Origin of the sequence: uncultured Tateyamaria sp., assembly GCF_947488715.1 — a bacterium.
GTDB lineage: Bacteria > Pseudomonadota > Alphaproteobacteria > Rhodobacterales > Rhodobacteraceae > Tateyamaria.
In genome coordinates, this window is the sequence record NZ_CANLAG010000001.1 from 524,600 (window position 1) to 546,023 (window position 21,424).

At 61.1% G+C, this 21,424-nt stretch carries 21 protein-coding genes and 1 tRNA gene; 15 read left to right on the forward strand and 7 right to left on the reverse strand.

Translation table 11 applies throughout. The features are described 5' to 3' along the window. Window positions 1-60: 60 nt before the first annotated feature. Window positions 61-1,029 (forward strand): NAD(+) diphosphatase, encoded by a 969-nt coding sequence (nudC, locus tag Q0936_RS02625; protein WP_299297542.1) that lies wholly within the window; start codon window positions 61-63, stop codon window positions 1,027-1,029. A gap of 39 nt (window positions 1,030-1,068) precedes the next feature. Further along, complete coding sequence (locus tag Q0936_RS02630; protein WP_299138675.1) at window positions 1,069-1,536, forward strand: SRPBCC family protein; 468 nt, start codon at window positions 1,069-1,071, stop codon at window positions 1,534-1,536. Window positions 1,537-1,593: 57 nt separating this feature from the next. On the opposite strand, the gene Q0936_RS02635 is transcribed toward Q0936_RS02630, so the two are convergent. Then, a complete protein-coding gene (locus Q0936_RS02635; RefSeq protein ID WP_299297543.1) occupies window positions 1,594-2,424 on the reverse strand; it encodes a prephenate dehydratase in 831 nt (276 codons plus the stop codon). A 148-nt stretch (window positions 2,425-2,572) separates the two neighbouring features. On the opposite strand from Q0936_RS02635, the gene Q0936_RS02640 reads away from it, so the two are divergent. From Q0936_RS02640 to Q0936_RS02660, 5 genes are all read left to right on the forward strand, one after another. Next, window positions 2,573-3,085, forward strand: coding sequence for a cytochrome c family protein (locus tag Q0936_RS02640; protein WP_299138671.1), 513 nt, complete (start codon window positions 2,573-2,575; stop codon window positions 3,083-3,085). 194 nt (window positions 3,086-3,279) lie between these two features. Continuing rightward, entirely contained in the window at window positions 3,280-5,232 is a 1,953-nt protein-coding gene (locus Q0936_RS02645; protein ID WP_299297544.1) for an extracellular solute-binding protein, read from the forward strand. A 4-nt stretch (window positions 5,233-5,236) separates the two neighbouring features. Next, window positions 5,237-6,343 (forward strand): microcin C ABC transporter permease YejB, encoded by a 1,107-nt coding sequence (locus tag Q0936_RS02650; RefSeq protein ID WP_299297545.1) that lies wholly within the window; start codon window positions 5,237-5,239, stop codon window positions 6,341-6,343. Window positions 6,344-6,348: 5 nt separating this feature from the next. Beyond that, a complete protein-coding gene (locus tag Q0936_RS02655; protein ID WP_299297547.1) occupies window positions 6,349-7,509 on the forward strand; it encodes an ABC transporter permease in 1,161 nt (386 codons plus the stop codon). Further along, window positions 7,509-9,086, forward strand: a complete 1,578-nt coding sequence (locus tag Q0936_RS02660; protein ID WP_299138665.1) for an ABC transporter ATP-binding protein — start codon at window positions 7,509-7,511, stop codon at window positions 9,084-9,086. Before Q0936_RS02655 ends, Q0936_RS02660 begins: the two co-directional genes overlap by 1 nt. Window positions 9,087-9,144: 58 nt before the next feature. Here the strand turns inward: Q0936_RS02660 and Q0936_RS02665 are convergent, their stop codons facing one another. Next, a complete protein-coding gene (locus Q0936_RS02665; protein ID WP_299138663.1) occupies window positions 9,145-9,381 on the reverse strand; it encodes a DUF6552 family protein in 237 nt (78 codons plus the stop codon). Window positions 9,382-9,605: 224 nt separating this feature from the next. Here Q0936_RS02665 and Q0936_RS02670 point away from each other — a divergent pair, with 224 nt between their 5' ends. Next, window positions 9,606-10,481 carry a LysR family transcriptional regulator gene (locus Q0936_RS02670; RefSeq protein ID WP_299377841.1) on the forward strand — a complete coding sequence of 292 codons (876 nt, stop codon included), beginning with the start codon at window positions 9,606-9,608 and terminating at the stop codon, window positions 10,479-10,481. Between the two features lie 52 nt (window positions 10,482-10,533). Beyond that, complete coding sequence (locus Q0936_RS02675) at window positions 10,534-11,343, forward strand: M90 family metallopeptidase (protein WP_299295839.1); 810 nt, start codon at window positions 10,534-10,536, stop codon at window positions 11,341-11,343. Window positions 11,344-11,347: 4 nt separating this feature from the next. On the opposite strand, the gene Q0936_RS02680 is transcribed toward Q0936_RS02675, so the two are convergent. Together Q0936_RS02680 and Q0936_RS02685 are read right to left on the reverse strand one after the other, a co-directional pair. Further along, a complete protein-coding gene (locus Q0936_RS02680; protein WP_299138658.1) occupies window positions 11,348-12,736 on the reverse strand; it encodes a D-alanyl-D-alanine carboxypeptidase family protein in 1,389 nt (462 codons plus the stop codon). A gap of 266 nt (window positions 12,737-13,002) precedes the next feature. Beyond that, a complete protein-coding gene (locus tag Q0936_RS02685; RefSeq protein WP_299295841.1) occupies window positions 13,003-13,731 on the reverse strand; it encodes an HAD family hydrolase in 729 nt (242 codons plus the stop codon). 89 nt (window positions 13,732-13,820) lie between these two features. Here Q0936_RS02685 and clpS point away from each other — a divergent pair, with 89 nt between their 5' ends. The 4 genes from clpS to hemF are packed head-to-tail and all read left to right on the forward strand — an operon-like array spanning window position 13,821 to window position 16,922. Then, window positions 13,821-14,174 (forward strand): ATP-dependent Clp protease adapter ClpS, encoded by a 354-nt coding sequence (clpS, locus tag Q0936_RS02690; protein WP_299138654.1) that lies wholly within the window; start codon window positions 13,821-13,823, stop codon window positions 14,172-14,174. A 4-nt stretch (window positions 14,175-14,178) separates the two neighbouring features. Beyond that, window positions 14,179-15,162 (forward strand): methyltransferase, encoded by a 984-nt coding sequence (locus Q0936_RS02695; RefSeq protein ID WP_299295843.1) that lies wholly within the window; start codon window positions 14,179-14,181, stop codon window positions 15,160-15,162. 3 nt (window positions 15,163-15,165) lie between these two features. After that, complete coding sequence (locus Q0936_RS02700; RefSeq protein ID WP_299295845.1) at window positions 15,166-15,969, forward strand: SDR family oxidoreductase; 804 nt, start codon at window positions 15,166-15,168, stop codon at window positions 15,967-15,969. 59 nt (window positions 15,970-16,028) lie between these two features. Beyond that, window positions 16,029-16,922 (forward strand): oxygen-dependent coproporphyrinogen oxidase, encoded by an 894-nt coding sequence (gene hemF / locus Q0936_RS02705; RefSeq protein ID WP_299295847.1) that lies wholly within the window; start codon window positions 16,029-16,031, stop codon window positions 16,920-16,922. Window positions 16,923-17,003: 81 nt separating this feature from the next. Here the strand turns inward: hemF and Q0936_RS02710 are convergent, their stop codons facing one another. Both Q0936_RS02710 and hemC read right to left on the reverse strand, forming a co-directional pair. Beyond that, entirely contained in the window at window positions 17,004-18,590 is a 1,587-nt protein-coding gene (locus Q0936_RS02710) for an acyl-CoA dehydrogenase family protein (RefSeq protein ID WP_299295849.1), read from the reverse strand. A 72-nt stretch (window positions 18,591-18,662) separates the two neighbouring features. Further along, window positions 18,663-19,619: a hydroxymethylbilane synthase gene (gene hemC, locus Q0936_RS02715; RefSeq protein ID WP_299295851.1), complete on the reverse strand. Its 957-nt coding sequence runs from the start codon at window positions 19,617-19,619 to the stop codon at window positions 18,663-18,665. A 67-nt stretch (window positions 19,620-19,686) separates the two neighbouring features. On the opposite strand from hemC, the gene hemE reads away from it, so the two are divergent. Then, window positions 19,687-20,730 (forward strand): uroporphyrinogen decarboxylase, encoded by a 1,044-nt coding sequence (gene hemE, locus Q0936_RS02720; protein WP_299295854.1) that lies wholly within the window; start codon window positions 19,687-19,689, stop codon window positions 20,728-20,730. Between the two features lie 53 nt (window positions 20,731-20,783). Further along, window positions 20,784-20,860, forward strand: a tRNA-Met gene (locus Q0936_RS02725). 149 nt (window positions 20,861-21,009) lie between these two features. On the opposite strand, the gene Q0936_RS02730 is transcribed toward Q0936_RS02725, so the two are convergent. After that, window positions 21,010-21,423, reverse strand: coding sequence for a nuclear transport factor 2 family protein (locus Q0936_RS02730; RefSeq protein WP_299295856.1), 414 nt, complete (start codon window positions 21,421-21,423; stop codon window positions 21,010-21,012). Window position 21,424 lies beyond the last annotated feature (1 nt).

The following is a 21,424-nucleotide window of genomic DNA, read 5'->3' on the forward strand; positions in this document are numbered from 1 at the left end:
ATTGCGCCCGGTCTGGGTCCGTGCCAAGCCTTGCCGCGTGAGGCGCAGGGAGGGCAGGCCATGAAACATGCGGAGACGGTGACGTTTGGAGGGTCGGGTCTGGACCGTGCGGCCGAGCTGCGTGGGGATGATGCGGCGCTGGCTGCGGCGCGGGAGGACGCCTCTGCCCGCGCGTTGGTCCTGTGGCGTGGCAAGCCGCTGATTTGCAGCACGCGCCCGGCCCATGTTCTGCGTCTGGCGATGGATCACCCGATTCTCGAGGATGCGACTGAGCCGCCTGTGTTTCTGGGCCGGGAGGACGGCGCGCCACGCTTTGCGTTTGATGTGTCGCGGTGGGCTCCGGCGGTGCTGGACGCGGCGGCGCTGGGTGGGTTTCTGGATCCTACGGAGCAGCATCATCCGGCCTGTGGCACGGATGAGGTTTTTGCAGAATTGCGGCGGGTGATGACCTGGCTGACGCCGCGCGATGCGGAATTGGCGGCAACGGCCAAGGCGGTGTTTGGCTGGCATGCGAGCCACGGTTTCTGCGCCAGATGCGGAGCAGCATCAGAGGTCACAATGGCCGGGTGGCAGCGCACCTGCCCGGACTGTGGCGCACATCATTTTCCGCGCACCGACCCGGTGGTCATCATGTTGATCACCCATGGCAACAGCGTTTTGATGGGGCGGTCACCGGGTTGGCCGGAGGGGATGTATTCCCTGCTCGCGGGTTTTGTCGAACCCGGAGAGACGCTGGAGGCCGCGGTGCGGCGCGAGGTGTTCGAAGAGGCGGGCGTTCGGGTAGGGCATGTGGATTACCTGTCGAGCCAGCCCTGGCCGTTTCCGGCATCGTTGATGTTCGGGTGCCGCGGTGTGGCAACCAGTGATGCGATCACCATTGATCCCGCCGAGATCGAGGATGCGCTGTGGGTGACGCGCGAAGAGATGATGAATGTTTTTGCAGGTGATCATCCGTCGATCCTGCCAGCGCGCAAAGGTGCAATTGCGCATTTTTTGCTGGAGAACTGGCTTGCGGACACGCTGGATTAAGACGACACTGCCGACAGTTGGGACAAGCAGGCAGATCACATGAAATTCTCCGCACGGGAAGATATCGCAGCCCCTATCGACCAGGTGTTTGCGGCCTTGTGCGATTTCGAGGGGTTTGAGCGTCAGGCGATGCGCCGCGGTGCAGATGTGCAGCGGGTGGATCCGCTGACGCAGGCCGGGGCCGGGATGAAGTGGCAGGTTGCCTTTTCGATGCGTGGCCGGAAGCGCGATGTCAGCATCGAGCTGGTGCGTTTCGATGTGCCCAATGAGCTGGTGTTTGACGTGAAATCGACCGGGATTGATGGCGATTTTTCGGTCGAATTGTTGGCGTTGTCGCGCAATCGGACACGTATGGCGATTGCGCTGGATATCACGCCATTGAACCTGTCGGCGCGTTTGCTGGTGCAGTCGCTGAAGCTGGCGAAGAACAACCTCAACAAGCGGTTCAAGCTGCGGGTTGCGGAATATGCGAAAGGTCTGGAGGACCGGCTGCAGCGCAGCGCCTAGGCCGCCGGGTGCTCTGTTTGTCCCGTGACCGGGACAAAGGCGCCCACCCGCCGACCCTTAGTCGCGCCCGGTTGCGGCGGGGTAGACGCCGAGAATGTCCAAACGGTTGGTGAAGTAGTCCAGTTCCTCGAGCGCGCGGGCGACATGGGGGTCATCGGGGTGACCTTCGACGTCGGCGTAGAATTGGGTGGCTGTGAAGGCGCCGCCAACCATATAGCTTTCCAGTTTTGTCATGTTCACGCCATTGGTGGCAAAGCCGCCCATGGCCTTGTAGAGTGCTGCGGGGATGTTGCGGACTTCAAAGACGAAAGTGGTGATCATCTTGTCCCCGCGTCGACTAGTGTCGGCGTCTGGTGACATCAGCAGGAAGCGGGTTGTGTTGTGTCCTTCGTCTTCGATGTCGGTGGCCAGAACGGTCAGCCCGTAGATGTCCGCAGCGACGGCTGAGGCCAGCGCGCCCACGCCACGTTCGCCGGATTGGGCGATGGCTGCGGCAGCGCCTGCGCTGTCCGGGGCGGCTTCGGCGGTGATTCCATTTGCGTCGAGAAAGGCGCGCGCCTGCGGGATCAGCACGGGGTGCGCGCGGACCAGTTGGATGTCTTGCAATGATTGTTCGGGCAGGGCCATCATCGCGATGCGCACGCGGACAAATGCCTCGCCGACAATGTGCAGCCCACTTTGGGGCAGGAGGCGGTGGATATCGGCCACACGCCCATAGGTCGTGTTTTCGACCGGCAGCATGGCCATATCGGCATCGCCGTTGCGCACGGCCTCGATGACGTTTTCAAAGGCGTGGCAGGGGATGGGTTCGGCGTTCGGGCGGGCCTTGAGCACGGCCTCGTGGCCGTAGGCGCCCAAATCCCCCTGAAATGCGATGCGGTCTGCCATGTCTGTGCCTGCCTTGTCATACGTCTTTTTCGTCACTGCGCGCGAGGCAGGGCGATTGGTCGCGGTATCTATACCTTGCCAGTGACAAGGGGAAGCAATAGATACCCGCCGGAAAGAACAACATTCACGTCACGGGAACCGTATCCACATGTTCGACACGATGACCTTTACCAAGATCGCCAGCAGCCTGTGCGGGGCGTTGCTGGTGCTTTTGCTCGGCAAATGGGCCGCCGAAGAGATTTACCATTCCGGCGGTCACGGTGGCGGTGAACAGTCCTATGTGATCGACACCGGTGTAGAGGATGCACCTGCGGATGAACCCGAAGTCGATTTCTCTGTCGTGCTGGCGTCTGCGGACGTTGCCGATGGTGCCAAGGTGTTCCGCAAATGCTCGGCCTGTCACAAGGTGGAAGACGGTGCGAACGGCACTGGCCCGCACCTCTATGGTGTTGTTGGCCGTGAGATTGCGTCGGTCGCTGATTACGGATCGTATTCCGGCACATTGACCGGTCTGGAAGGCGACTGGACGCCTGAGCAGCTGAACGGTTTCCTTGAGAACCCCAAATCCTGGGCATCCGGGACCACAATGGCGTTCAACGGTCTGGGCAAAATCGAAGATCGGGCGAATGTCATCGCCTACCTGGACAGCCTCGACGACTGATTGTTACAGACCTGACCTGTTTTTAAGGCCGCTGGCGCTCTGCTGGCGGCCTTTTTCTATGCTGGATGTTACAGTTCGGTCACGTAGCAAGGCGCTTGATCACATATTCTCAAGTTGCCTATTGGCGCGCCCCGGCATTAGCTTACCTTTCAATGACAAGACGGCCCCGAACGCCACAGACAGGAGGATCAGCCATGCGCCCGACCCGCAGCAAAGACCAAGCCGAAGCCCGCGTTATCGCAGCGCGAAACAGGTACATGACCTGGGCGGCCCTGGGGGTGTTGGGTTTGATCGTGACGCTGGCCCTGTCGACCATCGCGCGCGCGGCCGAACATGAGAACATCATCACCTCGCATGGCTATTCCTTTTACGGGGAACTGACGTATCCCGAGGATTATCCGCATTTCGACTATGTGAACCCGGATGCGCCCAAGGGCGGAGAAATCGCGCTGGGCACGGTTGGCACGTTTGACAGCGTAAACCCATACTCTCGCAAAGGTCGGGCGGCGGGGCTGTCGTCGATCATGTATGAGAACCTGTTTGCCGAGGGAATCAACGCGGCGGCCCTGCCTGCTGATACTTATGCCGAATATTACTGCCTGCTCTGTGAGCGCTTGGAGTATGACGAAGGCAAGAACTGGGTCATCTTTCACATGCGCCCCGAAGCACGGTTTTCCGACGGGTCGCCAGTGACGGCGCATGACATCGCGTTTTCGCACAACCTGCTTTTGGATCAGGGTTTGAAATCCTACGCAGATGCGGTGCGCAAACGGATTCCCAATGTTGAGGTGCTGGATGACTACCGGGTCAAATTCTACTTTACGCCCGGCATTTCGCGTCGGTCACTGATCAGCCAGGTGGGCAATGTCCCGGCCTGGTCCAAAAAGTGGTACGAGGAAAACGATGCCCGCCTTGATGAGCAGCGTCTGACAACCTCGCCCGGTTCGGGACCCTATATGATCGACAGCATCGATGTGAACCGACGCATTGTTTACAAGCGTAACCCCGACTACTGGGGCAAGGATTTGCCGGTCAACAAGGGGCGCGCAAATTTCGACAAGATCCGGTTGGAGTATTTTGGCGATGCCGAGGCCCTGTTCCAGGGTTTTCTGGCGGGTGCATACACGATCCGCTCGGAAGGCGATTCAAAGAAGTGGTCGACAGGCTACAACGCGCCAAAGGTCCAGAACGGGTCGATCGTCACCAAGGAATTGCCTGACGGCAACCCGCCTGTGCCAACGGGTATGGTCTATAACCTCAGCTCGCCCGTCTTTGCCGACCGCCGTGTGCGCGAGGCGATTGCCTTGGGGTACAATTTCGAGTGGACCAACGCATCGCTGCAATTCGGGCTGTTTTCACAGCGCAAGTCGTTTTCCGAGGGGACCGAGGTTATGGCAACCGGGACACCCGAAGGCGCCGAACTGGCGTTCCTGAAGGGGCTTGGTGATATTGTACCGGACGCGCTGTTCAATGAGGATGTGCGTGTGCCGCACACGTCGAACGAGGCGCGGTTGTTTGACCGGCGCAATGCGCGCAAGGCGATGGCGCTGCTTGACGAAGCGGGTTGGACCGTGGGCGACGACGGGATGCGCCGCAATGCAGATGGCCAAGTGCTGACGGTCAAGTTTCTGACGGCGTCGACATCTTCGGACACTTTGACCGGCGTGATCGAGAATTTTGCCTCAAATGTGAGAAAGCTGGGCGTGGATCTGCGGATCGAAGAGGTCGACAGCTCGCAATACACAGCGCGTCGCCGGGACCGCGACTATGACATGATCTTTTTCCAATATGCCGCGTTCCAGGGCACGGGTACGGGTCTTGCCCAGTATTACGGGTCCGAGACATCCGCGTTCTCGTTGTTCAACCCCGCCGGTCTCGCCAGCCCGCTGGTGGACGCGATCATCGAGGCATCCTTGTTGGTGGAAACCCGCGAAGAGGAAGTGGCGTCGGTCATGGCGTTGGACCGTGCGCTGCGTCACGAGCTGATCATGATCCCTGTGTGGTACAATCCAAACCACTGGGTCGCCTACTACGACATGTTCGAGTACCCGGACCCCTTGCCGCCCTTTGCCTTGGGACGCCTGGATTTCTGGTGGCACAATGCCGAGAAAGAAGCGGAACTGCGCGCCTCTGGCGCCCTGAGGTAAGCCGATGGGCCCGTATATCCTGCGCCGACTGTTGTTGGTCATTCCGACACTGCTTGGCATTTTGCTGGTCAATTTCACGCTCACACAATTTGTGCCGGGTGGTCCTGTGGAACAGGCCATTGCCCGCGCCCAGGGCGGTGGTGATGTGTTTGGTGGCTTTGCCGGTGGCAGCAATGATGGCGGTGCCCAAGAGCTGGGCAACGAGGATTTGAACACGGCCTCGGACAGTAACTATGTCGGTGCGCGGGGCCTGCCGCCCGAGTTTATCGAAGAGCTGAAGGCCGAGTTCGGGTTCGACAAGCCGCCGGTGCAGCGGTTCCTGCTGATGGTGTGGAACTATGCCCGGTTCGATTTTGGCGAGAGTTATTTCCGAAGTATCGGGGTCATCGATCTGGTGAAGGAAAAGCTGCCGGTTTCGATCACCTTGGGGCTTTGGTCCACATTGATTGCCTATCTGGTGTCGATCCCGCTGGGCATCCGCAAGGCGGTGCGCGACGGTACGCCGTTCGATACATGGACATCAGGGGCGATCATTGCGGCCTATGCGATCCCCGGCTTTCTCTTTGCCATTCTGCTGCTGGTTCTGTTTGCGGGTGGCAGTTATTTCCAGATTTTCCCGCTGCGCGGCCTGACGTCGGACAACTTTGACGAGTTGAGCGCGTTGGGCAAGGTGGCTGACTATTTCTGGCACATCACCCTGCCAGTTTTGGCGGGGACCATTGGGGCATTTGCGACGCTGACGCTGTTGACCAAGAACAGTTTTCTCGACGAGATCAAGAAGCTCTATGTGATGACCGCGCGGGCCAAGGGTTTGTCCGAGCGCCGCGTTCTGTACGGCCATGTGTTCCGCAATGCGATGCTGATCGTGATCGCGGGCTTTCCAGCAGTGTTCATCGGCGTGTTCTTTGGCGGCTCATTGATCATCGAGACGATCTTTAGTCTTGATGGGTTGGGGCGTCTGGGGTTCGAGGCGGCGGTTGCGCGTGACTATCCGATTGTGTTTGGCACGCTCTATATCTTTGGCCTTATGGGTCTTTTGGTGGGGATCTTGTCGGACCTGATGTACGTCCTGGTGGATCCGCGCATCGACTTTGAGCGGAGGGAGGGCTGATGGCGATGCCAGAGACCAGCACGACCCCCGTGACTGTCCCTGCGCCACGGCGCGGGCTGTTCACCTTGTCCCCGCTGAACCAGCGGCGCTGGCGGAATTTCAAGAAAAACCGCCGGGCCTATTGGTCGCTGTGGATCTTTGCGGTGCTCTTTGGCCTGTCGCTCTGTGCCGAGTTCATCGCCTATGACAAGCCGATCCTCGTGCGGTATCAGGGCCAGTTCTATACGCCGATCTGGAATTTCTATGCGGAAACCGACTTCGGCGGCGATTTCCAGACCGAGGCAAGTTACCGCGATCCGGAGGTCGAATGCCTGATCGTGTCGGGCGGGTTGGACGCGTGTTTTGACGACCCCGAAGGCGTGATCGAAGACGCGCAGGATGGCGAAGTTGACGGTGAGGCGATCACCAAAGGTTGGACGATTTGGCCGCTCATTCCCTACAGCTATGACACGGCCGTGGACCGGCCCGGTGCGGCGCCGCTGGCGCCCAATGGTGAGAACCTGCTGGGCACGGATGGGACCAAACGCGACGTGCTGGCGCGGGTGATACACGGTTTCCGCTTGTCGGTTCTGTTCACCCTGATCGTGACGGGGGCCAGCGCGGTGATCGGCATTATCGCCGGTGCAGTACAGGGCTATTTCGGCGGGCGCACGGACCTGATCTTTCAACGGATCATTGAGATTTGGTCGTCGACGCCCAGTCTCTACGTGATCATCATCATGTTCGCCATTCTTGGGCGAAGTTTTTGGTTGCTGGTGTTCCTGCTGGTGCTGTTCGGCTGGACGGGCCTTGTGGGTGTGGTGCGGGCCGAATTCCTGCGTGCGCGGAACCTTGAATATGTGCGTGCGGCGCGGGCGCTGGGCGTGGGCAACGTGACGATCATGTTCCGCCACATGCTGCCCAACGCGATGGTGGCGACGCTGACGATGCTGCCGTTCATCATCACGGGCACGATTTCGTCGTTGGCGGTGCTGGATTTCCTGGGCTTTGGTTTGCCGTCCTCGGCGCCGTCGTTGGGGGAGCTGACCTTGCAAGCCAAGCAGAACCTGCAAGCGCCGTGGCTGGCGTTCACCGCGTTCACGGTGTTTGCGGTCATGCTGAGCCTGCTGATTTTCATTTTCGAGGGCATCCGCGATGCCTTTGACCCGCGAAAGACGTTTTCCTGATGGCGCTGTTGAATGTGGAGAACCTGAAGGTCGGGTTTCGTCAGGACGGCCAGTTGACGCAGGCGGTCCGGGGCGTGTCGTTCCATGTGGACCGGGGCGAGACGGTGGCCTTGGTGGGCGAATCCGGGTCGGGCAAGTCGGTGTCGGCCCTGTCGACCGTGTCCTTGCTGGGCGACAGCGCGGAGGTGTCGGGGTCGGTGACCTATGACGGGCAGGAGATGATTGGCGCGGATGAGCGGTTGCTGCGCAAGGTGCGCGGCAATGACATCTCGTTCATTTTTCAGGAGCCGATGACGTCGCTGAACCCGCTGCATACGATTGAGAAACAGCTGGGCGAAAGCCTTGCCCTGCATCAGGGGATCGTGGGGGAGAGCGCGCGGGGGCGCATTCTGGAACTGTTGGACAAGGTGGGCATCCGTGATGCGGAAAGCCGTTTGTCGGCCTATCCGCACCAGTTGTCGGGCGGGCAGCGGCAGCGGGTGATGATCGCCATGGCGCTGGCCAACAAGCCCGACGTTTTGATTGCAGACGAGCCGACGACGGCGCTGGACGTGACGATCCAGGCGCAGATCCTCGACCTGCTGGCCGAGTTGAAAAAGACCGAACAGATGGGGCTGTTGTTCATCACCCATGATCTGGGGATCGTGCGGCGGATCGCGGATCGTGTGTGCGTGATGCAGAACGGCGAGATCGTGGAGACCGGCCCCACGGCAGAGATTTTCGACGCGCCCCAGCATCCCTATACGCAAAAGCTGTTGAGCGCGGAGCCCAAGGGGCAGCCTGCGCCGGTGCCTGCCGATGCGCCGCTGATCGCGGAGACATCGCATCTGAAGGTGTGGTTTCCGATCACGGCGGGCTTGCTGCGCAAGACTGTGGGCCATGTGAAGGCGGTGAACGACGCGACCTTGCAGGTCCATGCGGGCGAAACCGTTGGCATTGTGGGCGAGAGCGGGTCGGGCAAGACCACGCTGGCCTTGGCGATCATGCGGTTGATTTCGTCCGAAGGCGGCATCGTCTATATGGGGCAGGACATTCGGGCGTGGTCGGTGCGCGAGTTGCGCCGGTTGCGTAAGGACATGCAGATTGTGTTTCAGGACCCGTTTGGATCACTCAGCCCGCGTATGACCTGTATGCAGATCATTGCCGAGGGCTTGGGTGTGCACGGGATTGAGGATGGGCGCAGCCCGCGCGAGGTTGTTGCGGAGGTCATGGCCGAGGTGGGCCTCGATCCGGCCACGATGGATCGGTATCCGCACGAGTTTTCGGGTGGGCAACGGCAGCGGATCGCGATTGCGCGGGCGATGGTGCTGCGGCCCAAGCTGGTGGTGCTGGACGAGCCGACATCCGCGCTGGACATGACGGTGCAGGTTCAGATCGTGGAGCTGCTGCGTGGGTTGCAGCAGAAATACGGGTTGGCCTTCCTGTTCATCAGCCACGACCTGAAAGTGGTGCGGGCGATGTCGCACAAGGTTTTGGTGATGAAACAGGGGGATGTGGTCGAACAGGGCACGGCTGATGATCTGTTTGAGCGGCCACAGACCGAATATACCCGGTTGCTGTTGCAGGCGACGCATTAGGGCCGGGGACGACGTGCGTTGACCCTGTTCGGGTCAACGACACCCCGCCCGCCGTCCCTTAGCGCGCTGTCATGCCAAAGATCATTGCGGCGACGGCAACGATGTGGATCAGCATGATGGCGTTGTCGTTCCAGCGCCATCCGACGATGAACCATCCCGCGATGCCCACCATGAAGAAATAGAGGTTAAGCGGCGTCGCCTGCATCGCGGTTGCACCGTATCCGAGGATTTGCGCCACGGATGCCACCCATTTGATCGTGTCCGTTCCGGTGGACCACCGCAGCGCCCGGATCACAGGCGGTCCAGGTCGATGCACGTGGTGCGCTTGGTCTGCCACCAGCGTTTGCGCGGCACTCGGACTGACGTGCAACGACGGTTGCGCGTGGCGGTCATGAAAGTTTGAGCGTAGATATCCAACATCGTGTATCCTCCAATGCTCTGCGTTTGTGCCTTTTTATTGCGTTTTCACCGGTATTATGCGAGTCAATTGGAATGGTCATATTTAAGCTGAGCTAACATATGGAGTGGCGCGATATTCCCCCCTTGGCCGCTTTGCGCGCCTTTGTGGCCTTTGCCGAAACCGGCAGTGTGGTTGCGGCGGGGGATGCGTTGTCCGTCAGTCATGCGGCTGTCAGCCAGCAGTTGCGCAGTCTCGAGACGCATTTGGGGGTGTCGTTGTTGGATCGTTCGGGGCGGGCGATGCGGCTGACACCGAATGGCGAGATTTTGGCGCAGGGTTGTGCCGAAGGGTTTGCCGCGATCAAGCGCTCTGTTGCCCTTGTCACCGGAGCCGAGGCCGCCCGTCCGTTGCACATTTCGCCGACCCCGAGCTTTGCGGCCGCGTGGCTCATGCCGCGCCTGTCGGAGTTTCGTGCGCTGCATCCGGGGATCAACCTGGTGCTGGATCCCACCGCGGAATTGGTGCGGCTGGCGCCGGGTGGTGTGGATGTGTCGATCCGGTATGGGTTGGGCGGATGGGACGGTTTGGAAGACGAGCTGCTGGTCGAGACATCGATGGTTGTGGTTGCCGCCCCTGATCTGTTGGCTGGGTATGATTTGACGGACCTGACCCACATTGGCGAATTGCCCTGGCTGGAAGAGGTCGGGACCAGCGAGAGCACCCGCTGGTTGCTGTCACACGGCGTGCCGGGTGGGATGCGGGGGCCGCTGACGCAGGTGCCGGGCAACCTGATGCTGGACGGCGCGCGGGACGGGCAGGGGGCCGCCGTGACGGTGCGCACATTTGTCGAGGCGGACATTCAGGCCGGTCGCCTCGTGGTGCTGCACGAGGATTTGACGAAAGGGGCGGGGTACCACCTTGTCACGCGTCCCGGCGTGCACAGGCCGCAGCTGCGGGCGTTTTTACGCTGGATCCGCAAGGCGGCGCGCGCTTGATCACCGGGCCTGCATCCGTGAGAGTGCGCAAGAGGTCCAAGCGGGAGTAGCCATGCCTTTGTTTCTGTTGCTGATACTGGCCGGATTGGGTGCCTTTATCTATGTCCGTCACCGCCGCAAGCAGGCGCAGGCGCGGCTGTTGGCGATGCCATTGACGGATGACGCGCGGCGGATCGTGGCGCGCCATGTGCCTTTGTTGGCGCGACTGCCTGCGTCGCTGCGCCCGGCGCTGGAAGGCAAGATCAACCGGTTTCGCGCACAGGTCGACATGGTGGGATGCAACGGGTTGGACGTGACCGAAGAGATGGAGCTGTCGATTGCCGCGCAGGCCTGTCTGCTCGTGGTCAACACGGACAGTTGGTACGACCATCTGACGACAATCCTGATTTATCCCGGCGCGTTCAAGTCGCGGCAAACCATCCATGACGGTTACGTCGAGACAGAAGCAGAGGTTGTGCGCACCGGAGAAAGCTGGAGCCGCGGACCGGTCATTCTGTCGTGGCATCACAGTCAGCAGGGCGCGCAGGACGAGGATGATGGGCACAACGTGGTTCTGCACGAGTTTGCGCATCAGCTTGATGATCTGTCAGGTTACACCGATGGTGCGCCGGTGATGCAGTCGGGTCAAAGCCTGCGGGTTTGGGAACAGGTGTTTGTCGACGCCCACGCCCGCCATGCGGCCAAGGTGGAACGGGGACAAGCGACGGTGATCGACCCTTATGGTGCGCACAACCACGAAGAGTTCTTTGCCGTGGCGGTGGAGATGTTCTTTGAGCGGCCCGGCGATCTGAAAGACGACGAACCCGATGTGTATGCACAACTGAAACTGCTGTTCCGGCTGGACCCCGTCACCTGGGGCTGATGCGTCAGGATTTTGGGCCGATCATAAAGCAGGTGACGTTGCGGGCCTGCAAACGGCGGCAGGCGAGATCGGCGCTGTCACGGGTCATGCCCATGAAATTCGCGTCAAAGCCTGTGGGTTTGCGTACCACCTTGCGCAGCGATCCATCGAGCGTGGACATCTCGGTCAGAGCGGTTTGCAACAACACCTTTTCGGCCTTGTACCGGCTGGTGTAGCGCCCGACATTCACGCCCCAATGGCGGCCGCCGGAAGTGGAGATGCGCGTGACCACCTCGGGTTCGGCCTTGGCCAACACCACGTTTTGCGGTCGGGCTTCGGGCCGCATTGTCGGCACAAGCGCGTTGGACACGGCTGCGGCGGCTGCGACAGCAGTGGTTTCGGTGGTTTGGGCCGCGACCAGCGCCGTCTGGATGTCATCCGGCAAGACGCTGGATGTGACGGGGGCCTCTGCGACCAGCACCGGTGCTTGGGTGCCGGGGCGCATTTTCGGGCGGTAGGAGGTTTTGACTGCGCCGCTCAAACGGATGATTTTGCCAGCACCTTTGGGGGCGTTTTGATTGCCGGCCACCACAACGGGTTCGTCGCCGGGGACGTAGTTGGGTTTTTGCGGCTTGCGCAGTGGTGCGCGGCTGGGCGCGCGGCGGAAGCCAAGGTCCAGCAGTTCGGCCACTTTGGCGTTGCGCGACACGGTGGATTTGCCGCCAAACACCGTGGCGATGATGCGTTCGTTGCCACGTTCGGCAGATGCAACAAGGTTGAAGCCCGCAGCACGGGTGTACCCAGTCTTGATCCCGTCGGCACCTTTGTAGGCGCCCAGCAGGCGGCGGTTGGTGTTGGCCACGTCGCGGATGCCCGCGTGGGTCGAGGTGCGCGAGAACAGGTTATAGTACTGCGGATAGTCATAGATCATGTGCCGGCCCATGATCGACATGTCGCGGGCGGTGGACATATGCCCGCTTTCGGTCAGGCCGTGGGCGTTCTTGAACGTGGTGCGGGTCATGCCCAGCGATGCCGCCGTGCGGTTCATCCGGCGGGCAAAGGCCGCCTCGGAACCCGAAATCGCCTCGGCCATGGCGGTGGCCGCGTCATTGGCGGATTTCACGGCAGAGGCGCGGATCAGATAGCGCAACTTGATGCGCGACCCGGCTTTGAGGCCCAGCTTGGACGGCGGTTCGGAGGCGGCTTTGGCGGAAATCTTGACCTTGGTGTCCAGCGTGATCTCGCCACGTTCGACCGCCTGAAAGACAACGTAGAGCGTCATCATCTTGGTCAGGGACGCGGGATGCAGCCGGGTGTCGGCATTGCGCGAATGCAGCACCTCGCCGGTGCGGGCATCCATCACAAATGCCGCATATGGCGCGGCAAGAACGGACACGGGCACAAAGACCAGCATCCAAAGCGCCGCAATGAGAAAAAGCCCTGCACGGGCCGACGGGAGATGTCGCACCTTCACGGTAAACCTGCCTATGACTGCCTCTGACCGCCGATTATTCGACTGGCCATATTTTTGATTGCCCATAGGCTAACACAGGGACGATTTTCGATAAAGTGTTGATGAACCTCACGATTCCGTTTTCTCACCCATCGGTTTCTCAACATATGGGGGGATCGCATCACGCCGCCCCCACAGAGGCGATTGTGGCGAGAATGTGGCGGCGGTTAACCGCGCGTGTTCAGGACATCCGGCAACGCACCCAAATCAGGCAGCGCCAGATACCGGTCATGCCCGTCGGGGGCTTCGGCGGCTTCGAAATCCCAAGCGAGGTCGTGGGGGACAAAGGCGCCAAACCCGCCCGCGTCGATCATCGGACGCACATCGGATTTCATCGAGTTGCCGATCATCATGCCGCGCGCGACCCCGCCATGGGCCGCAAAGATGCGGGTGTAGACGTCTGGTCGCTTGTCGGACACGATTTCCACCCCGTCGAATAGATCCCCCAGACCCGATTGCGCCAGCTTGCGTTCCTGGTCCAGCAAGTCGCCCTTGGTGACCAAGAGGACCGGGCCGCGTGACTTGGCGGCAGTGACCGCTTCGGTTGCATGGGGCAACAGGTCGATGGGATGGCGCAGCATCTCTTGGCCGGCGGCGATCAGGTCAGCAATCACTGGACCCGGCACCGTGTTGTCGGTGACCTCAAGGGCGGTCTCGATCATGGACAGCACGAACCCTTTGATGCCGAAGCCGTAGTGCCCGAGGTTGCGCCGCTCGGCCTGCATCAGGCGGGTGTCGAGTGTCGTGATGTCGGCATGTGGCGCCAGCAGTTCGGCAAACCGTTCCTGCGTCAGTTTGAAGAACCGTTCGTTGTGCCACAGCGTGTCGTCAGCATCGAATGCCACACAGGCCAGGCGGTCTGGATCAAATCCAGACGGCAGGATGGTTTCACTCATATCCAACGGCCCTCTTTTCTAAATGCCGTTCCACGTTATATAGAGCAGCCCAAGGCGACCACAGGATTCCCGGTTTGATGAAGACGTTCATGCGTACAGACATGCATATGATCGCCACGATGATGGCCGGTCCGTCCGATGATGACAGCGATACGTCGGTCATCACCGAAACCAAGCCCAAGACCAAGCGCCCGCCGCTCTACAAAGTCATGTTGCTGAACGATGACTATACGCCGATGGAATTCGTCGTACATGTTCTGGAGCGGTTTTTCGGTCTCAATCACGCGCAGGCGTTCGAGATCATGCTGACGGTCCACAAAAAGGGTCTCGCCGTTGTGGGCGTGTTCAGCCACGAAATTGCGGAAACCAAGGTGGCGCAGGTCATGGATTATGCCCGCCGCCATCAGCATCCGCTGCAATGCACCATGGAAAAAGAAGAATAGGCACGTGATCGGGGATCGTCTGCCTTTGGCGCTCGAAGCGGTGGAGCTTGGGGGCGATGGTCCCATTGCCGTGCTGCATCCGGCTGAGGCGGCGGACCTGTCTGCGTTGCCACGCGACCGGGTGCTGGTTGTGTCGCCGATGGCGACCGTCTGTGCCGCCTTTGCCGCGCGGGGCTATCAGGTCGCGCCGGAGATGCCCGTTTCACAGCGGTTTGCCGCGACTGTGCTGTGTCTGACCCGCGCCCGCGCGGAGGCGCAGGCGTTGATGGCCTCGGCCATGCAGCGAACAGATGGGTTGATAGTCGTGGACGGCCAAAAGACCGACGGGGCCGATTCGATGTTGAAGGCTTTGCGCAAGCGGGTCGAGGTCGGTGGCCCAATCGCCAAGGCGCATGGCAAGATCTATTGGACGCAGGGCGGTTCTGATTTTTCCGACTGGCAGGCGGGGCCTGCGTTGCATCCGGGTGGGTTCTGGACCGCGCCCGGGGTTTTCTCTGCGGATGGTGTTGATCCTGCCTCTGCGCTGTTGGCCGAAGCGTTGCCTGAGGCGATGGTAGGTACAGTTGCGGATCTGGGCGCCGGGTGGGGATATCTGTCCGCGCATGTTTTGACCCGCAATGTGGCTGCCGTTCACCTCGTCGAAGCGCATGACATGGCGCTGCAATGCGCGCGCCATAATGTCACCGACAACCGGGCGCAGTTCCACTGGGCCGATGCGACGGCCTGGACGCCGCCGGATCCTGTGGATGCGGTGGTGATGAACCCGCCCTTTCACACGACGCGCAACGCCGAACCGGCATTGGGTCGGGCGTTTATCGCCAATGCTGCCCGCATCCTGCGCCCCCATGGTGCGCTGTGGATGGTGGCAAACCGGCACCTGCCTTACGAGGACGCCTTGGCCACACACTTTGCCAAAGTGGTTGATCTTGAGGGGGATGCACGTTTCAAACTGGTCCGGGCGGAACGGCCCAAACGGATACGGAGATAGGCGATGTCCTTTTCGATCAACGGCAAGACGGCCATTGTGACCGGCGCAGCGAACGGGATCGGCCTGGCCATCGCGCGCCATTTTGCCGATCGCGGTGCCAATGTGATGTGCGCTGATATGGATGAGAAACGGCTCGCGGACGAGCTGGGGGATGTCGCCGAAGAGGGCAATATCCGTTATTTTGCAGGTGATCTGCGCCAGCGTCTGACCATTGCCAATTTGGTGTCCGCAACCATCGATGCCTTTGACGAGATCGACATTCTGGTGAACGCGTCCCGTCAGGTGACCGAAACGCAGGCCCTTGATCCGGAGGATGATACCGTTGCCACCCTGTTCGAGCAGAACGTGATGACGGCGCTGCGGTTGAGCCAGCAGGTGGCGCGGCGGATGATCAAGCAGGGCGAGGGACGGTCGGCGGATGAGAGCATCGGGTCCATCGTCAATCTTAGCTCGATTGCCGCACACCAGACACGGCCAGAGCTGTTGGGGTATTCGATTGCGTCGGCGGGTTTGGAGCAGATGACGCGGTCCATGGCGCTGGCGCTGGCGCCGCACCGTATCCGGGTCAATGCGGTCGCCTTTGGCTCTGTGATGTCCGCGTCGCTCAAGTCGTCCATCGGGGACCGTCCCGACTGGCGCGACGAGATCGAAAACCATACACCGCTGCACCGGATTGCCAGTCCAACGGAATTGGTGGACGCGGTGCAGTTCCTGGCGTCGGATGGGTCGGGGTTCGTGACCGGGGACGTGATGACAGTGGATGGCGGGCGCAGCCTGTTGGATCCGGTCGAGGCCCCAGCGCATTAACGCTTGGCCACGTGGGCAAGGGTGCGCTAGAAAACTGTCAACCAGACAGGACACTTCGCATGACAGAACAGTTCGACACGCAAAAGGCCCGCGCGGCGGGTTGGTTCCGGCAATTGCGCGATGACATCGTTGCGGCCTTTGAGGCGTTGGAGGCCTCACATGTCGCGGGTCCGATGTCTGACGACGAGCCCGGTGCGTTCGAAGTGACAGAAACCAAGCGGACATCAGAGGACGGATCGGACGCAGGTGGTGGGCTGATGAGCGTGATGCGCGGCGGCCGGGTGTTCGAGAAGGTCGGGGTGAATATTTCGACCGTATACGGGACGCTGGGTGAGCGGGCGCAGATGGCCATGGCCGCGCGCAAGGGCATCCCCGGCATGAAGGACGACCCGCGGTTCTGGGCGTCGGGCATTTCATTGGTGGCGCATATGCAAAACCCGCATTGTCCGGCGGTTCACATGAACACGCGGATGTTCTGGACACCGCATGCGTGGTGGTTTGGGGGCGGGTCGGACCTGAACCCGTGCATCGAGTATGCCGACGACACGGCGCATTTCCACGCCACGCAAAAGGCACATCTGGATCCGCACGGTGCGGATCACTATCCGAAGTTGAAGGCCTGGGCGGATGAGTATTTCTATATCCCGCACCGCAATCGCGCCCGTGGGGTTGGGGGCATTTTCATGGACGATCTGTGCACCGGTGATTGGGAGAAGGATTTTACCCTGACGCAGGATATCGGCCGTGCATTTTTGCCTGCCTATGTGCCTTTGGTCGAGAAACGTCGGGTGCAGCCGTGGGATGCGGATCACAAGGATCGGCAGTTGGTGCATCGCGGGCTCTATGCTGAGTACAATCTGGTCTATGATCGTGGGACCAAATTTGGTCTTGAAACCGGGCATGACGCCAATGCGGTTCTGATGTCCTTGCCACCCTTGGCGAAGTGGCACTAAGTAGCGATCTTTTTGACATGGAGTAGGCCGACGGGCTGGTCTGTTTGCGCAAGCGCAAAGGCGCCCACCCGCCGACCCTTTTCAGGGCGAGAAGCTGTTGATCAATGCGGTGGCGTCTATCGTGGTCGCCGTGCCTGCGATCTGGCCCGTGGGTGTCGGCAGGCGAGTGGTGAGAAAGCCGTTGGTCACGGCCTCTGGTGCGCTGTCCAAAAGCACGGCAGCGGTGAGGAGCAGTGCGGTGCGTTCGGCAAAGGCGCGCGCGTTGGCCTCGTCTGGCAAATCGGGCCAGCGGGCGCGGTGGTCGTCGAGCGCCTTGTCGTACATCCGGTCCACACCTCTGGCGGCATTCAGGTGGTTGTCCAAGGCCTGCCTTGCGTCCTTTTGCTGTGCGAGGGTGCGCAGGATGTCGAGGCAGATCACGTTGCCGGACCCTTCCCAGATGCTGTTGAGCGGGGCCTCTCGGTAGTAGAGGGGCATTGGGGTGTCTTCGACGTAGCCCATGCCGCCTATGGCTTCCATGCATTCATAGGTGACGCGCGGGCAGAGCTTGTTGTTGAGAAACTTGGCCAGTGCGACGCTGATGCGTGCCATGGGGTGGGCGTTTGGGTCATCGAAGAGGCCAGCCACGAACAGACCCAGCCGCGTTGCCGCCTGCCAGTCGAGGATGAGATCGGCCAGCACGGTGCGCATCAGGGGTTGGTCGATCAGCGTTTTCTGGAATGCGCGCCGGGATGTGGCCCAGTGCATCGCGTGGCTTAATGCGCCGCGCATCAGCCCGGCGGGGTCCATTGCGGTGTCGAGCCGGGTGTGGTGGACCATGTCGATGATGGTGCGGATGCCCTTGCCCTGTTGTCCAACCTGATAGGCACGTGCGTTGTGGAATTCGATCTCGGCAGAGGCGTTTGAGGTGTTGCCCAGTTTGTCCTTGAGGCGCATGAGGTGGATGGCATTGCGTTCGTCGTCCATCCAACGCGCCACCAGAAAGCAGGTGAGCCCCTCGTCTGTTTGCGCAAGGGTCAGGAATCCGTCGGACATTGGCGCGGAGCAGAACCATTTGTGGCCGCGCAGGCGCCAGTGATCGCCTTCGGGCTCTGCGGTGGTTGTGTTGGCGCGCACATCCGATCCACCCTGTTTCTCGGTCATCGCCATGCCAAGCGTGGCGGAGGTTTTCTGTGAGACTGGCAGCACGCGGGGATCGTATGCGCGTGTGGTCAGCTTGGGGACCCAGGTTTCGGCGAGGGATGGTTCCGTGCGCAGCACTGGCACAGCGGCGTAGGTCATGGTCAGGGGGCAGCAGTGCCCCGGTTCAACCTGGCTGGCCATGTAGACCATGGCGGCGTGTGCGCGATGACTGCCGCCGTCCCACGGGTGTGCTGCGTAGCCGGCGCTTTGGCTGAGTTTCATAAACCTGTGGTAGGCCGGGTGAAAATGCACCTCGTCCAGGCGACGGCCCGCCACGTCGAAGGCGTGCAATTCGGGCCTGTGGCGATTTGCATCCCGCGCTGCCGCGCGCATGTCGGCCAAGCCCAATGCCGATCCGTAAGAAGAGAGGCTGTCTGGGTCCAGATCACGCAGGATCGGATCAGTCGCAAACAGGTTTGTGTCGCCCAAGGGGCCGGGTTGGTTATCGACGCTATGGGTTTCGAGGTTGGAGCGGGGTGCAGGCATGCCCCAATCGTGGGCGCAGCATGCCGCGCCGGTCAAGGGTGTCGTTGCATGCGCTCTGGTGGCGCCATGCGGTCAATGCCAGTCGAAAAACCCGGACCCGGCTGTGCGCAGCAACTCTTGTGCCAGGTCAACGCCCATGGCTGGTCCGTCCGTAACGGGGCCGGTGCGTGCGCCGCTCAGGGCCTGTGACCCGTCTGGGCGCAGCACCTCGCCTGTCAAGGTCAGTGTCGTGCCGTCGAGTGTCGCAAGCCCGGCAAGAGGCGTCTCGCAAGAGCCGTCCAGGGTAAAGAGAAACTGCCTTTCGGCGGCCAGTCGTTGCCCGGTTTCGTCGTGATGAATTGCGGCCAGCAGGTCGGCGGTGTTGCTGTCGTCAATGCGGCGTTCGATGCCGATGGCACCTTGGGCAATGGCGGGCAGCATATCGTTGGGGTCAACGGGTGTCGCCGGGACGTCGTTCATGTCCAGACGGTTCAGCCCGGCGCAGGCCAAAAACGTGCAATCGGCCACGCCGTCGCCCAGTTTCTTGAGCCGTGTCTGCACGTTGCCACGAAACTCCACGACGTTCAGATCGGAGCGTTTGTGCAATAGCTGTGCGCGCCGCCGCAGAGACGATGTGCCGACCGTGGCGCCTGAGGGCAGGTCATGCAGGCTGGTCAGGTTGGGCGAGACAAAGGCGTCACGCACATCTTCGCGGGGCAGGTACGTGTCGAGGATCAGGCCGTCGGGCTGGACAGTCGGCATATCCTTCATCGAGTGTACGGCGATGTCGATCTTGGCGTTCAGCAGATCATCTTCGATCTCGCGTGTGAACAGCCCCTTGTTGCCGATCTCTTTGAGCGGTCGGTCCGCAGCGATCATGGAACGGTCGTCGCCGGTCACCTTGATCACGACTATTTCAAACGCTTCGGGGGGCACGTCAAACGCCGCGCTGAGGCGCGCGCGTGTTTCGTAAGCCTGTGCCAGAGCCAGGGGAGAACCGCGTGTGCCGATGCGCAGCGGTGCGGAAGGGGTAGGAAGTCGCACTGTCATGGGTTTATCTTTTAGGTGTGTCAACTTATCCTGACAACTGGAAACGGCAAAACAAAAGGCAAGCGCGATGAAAGATGGCGGAACCGGCAAGACGATTTTGCGGGCATTGGCAGGTGAGACGCTGCCGACGCCTCCGATCTGGATGATGCGTCAGGCGGGGCGTTACCTGCCGGAATATCGCGCGACGCGCGCGCAGGCGGGCGATTTTCTGTCGTTGTGCTACAACCCCGAACTGGCCGCCGAGGTCACGTTGCAGCCCATTCGGCGGTACGGGTTTGATGCGGCGATTCTCTTTGCCGACATTTTGCTGGTCCCACAGGCGCTGGGCGCGGATTTGTGGTTTGTGACCGGTGAAGGGCCGCGTTTGTCGACGATCACGGATCAGGCGGGTGTGGATGCGCTGAAACCTGTCGATGCGATCCACGAGACACTGAACCCGATTTACGAGACGGTGCGGATTTTGCGGCGCGAGTTGCCCGAAGAGACAACCCTGATTGGATTTGCGGGCGCGCCGTGGACTGTCGCGACATATATGATTGCCGGACGTGGCACACCGGATCAGGGGCCTGCGCATGCCTTTATGCAGGGCAATGTGGCCGCGTTCGAGGCGTTGTTGGCGCAGATCACTGCCGCCACCATCGAATATCTCGCGGCACAGATCGAGGCGGGTGCCGAAGTGGTCAAGATTTTTGACAGTTGGGCAGGGTCGCTCAAGGGTGCGGCGTTCCAGAAATATGCAGTCGCCCCTTGTGCCGAGATCACGGCGGCCATCAAGGCACGGTATCCACACATCCCGGTCATCGGTTTTCCGCGCGAGGCAGGCGATGGGTATATCGGGTTCCATGCTGCGACCGGCGTTGACTGTGTGGCCCTCGACAACTCGATCAGTCCCGAATGGGGGGCGTCACATGTTCAGACAGGTGGCTGCGTGCAGGGCAACCTGGCATCATCGCATATGGTCACGGGCGGTCAGCCCTTGATCGATGAGGCGCGTGCGATTGTTCAGGCGTTTTCCAAGGGGCCGCATATCTTCAATCTGGGTCACGGAATCACCCCAGATGCGGACCCGGAGAACGTGGCGCTGATGATTGAGACGGTTCGGAACGGCTAAGACTGATTTCGGCCTTGACGATTCTCAGGCCCTGTCATAGGTCACGCCTCCATGGCGCGGTAGCTCAGTTGGTTAGAGCGATCGACTCATAATCGATAGGTCGGGAGTTCAAGTCTCCCCCACGCCACCATAGCCTTCCTTACTGTTTGCTTTACCCCGCTGAGCGGATAGCCCGACGCGTTCGCCTGAAGACTAGAGACACTGCCAGTGCGCTTTGACCGTGTGGATCGCGTATCGTGGTGGCGAGAAGGGCGGAGTGTCCGCCCGTCTCGTCTCTGATCAGGCCCAGCCAAGCTGTGCAAGTGCGTGGCCGTCGTTCCAGATCTTGGTCATATGCGCGATTTTTCCGCCCGCGAATTCCATCGCATAGACATAGTCCGATGCCACCGTGGCACCCGTCGCTGGGACAGGACCGCCCGGCCCGGTTTGCGTGCCGTGAAACACCGCGAATGCCAGAACGACGCCCCGGTCTTCGTCGGTTGCGAAGCCTTTCAACTCATAGCGGCCATCGGGAACGGGTGTCAGCAGGCCTTTCATCCATTCGGCGTAGGCCGCCAACGTGTGTGTGTCTGCAAGCGCGCCTGACTGGCAGGAAAAGCTGGCGTCTGCGGTGCAATGCGCGGCGCATGCGTCCCACCCCTGACCGGTTTCGCAGGCTTCGAAAAACGCATGTGCGGTGTCTGTCATCGTCATA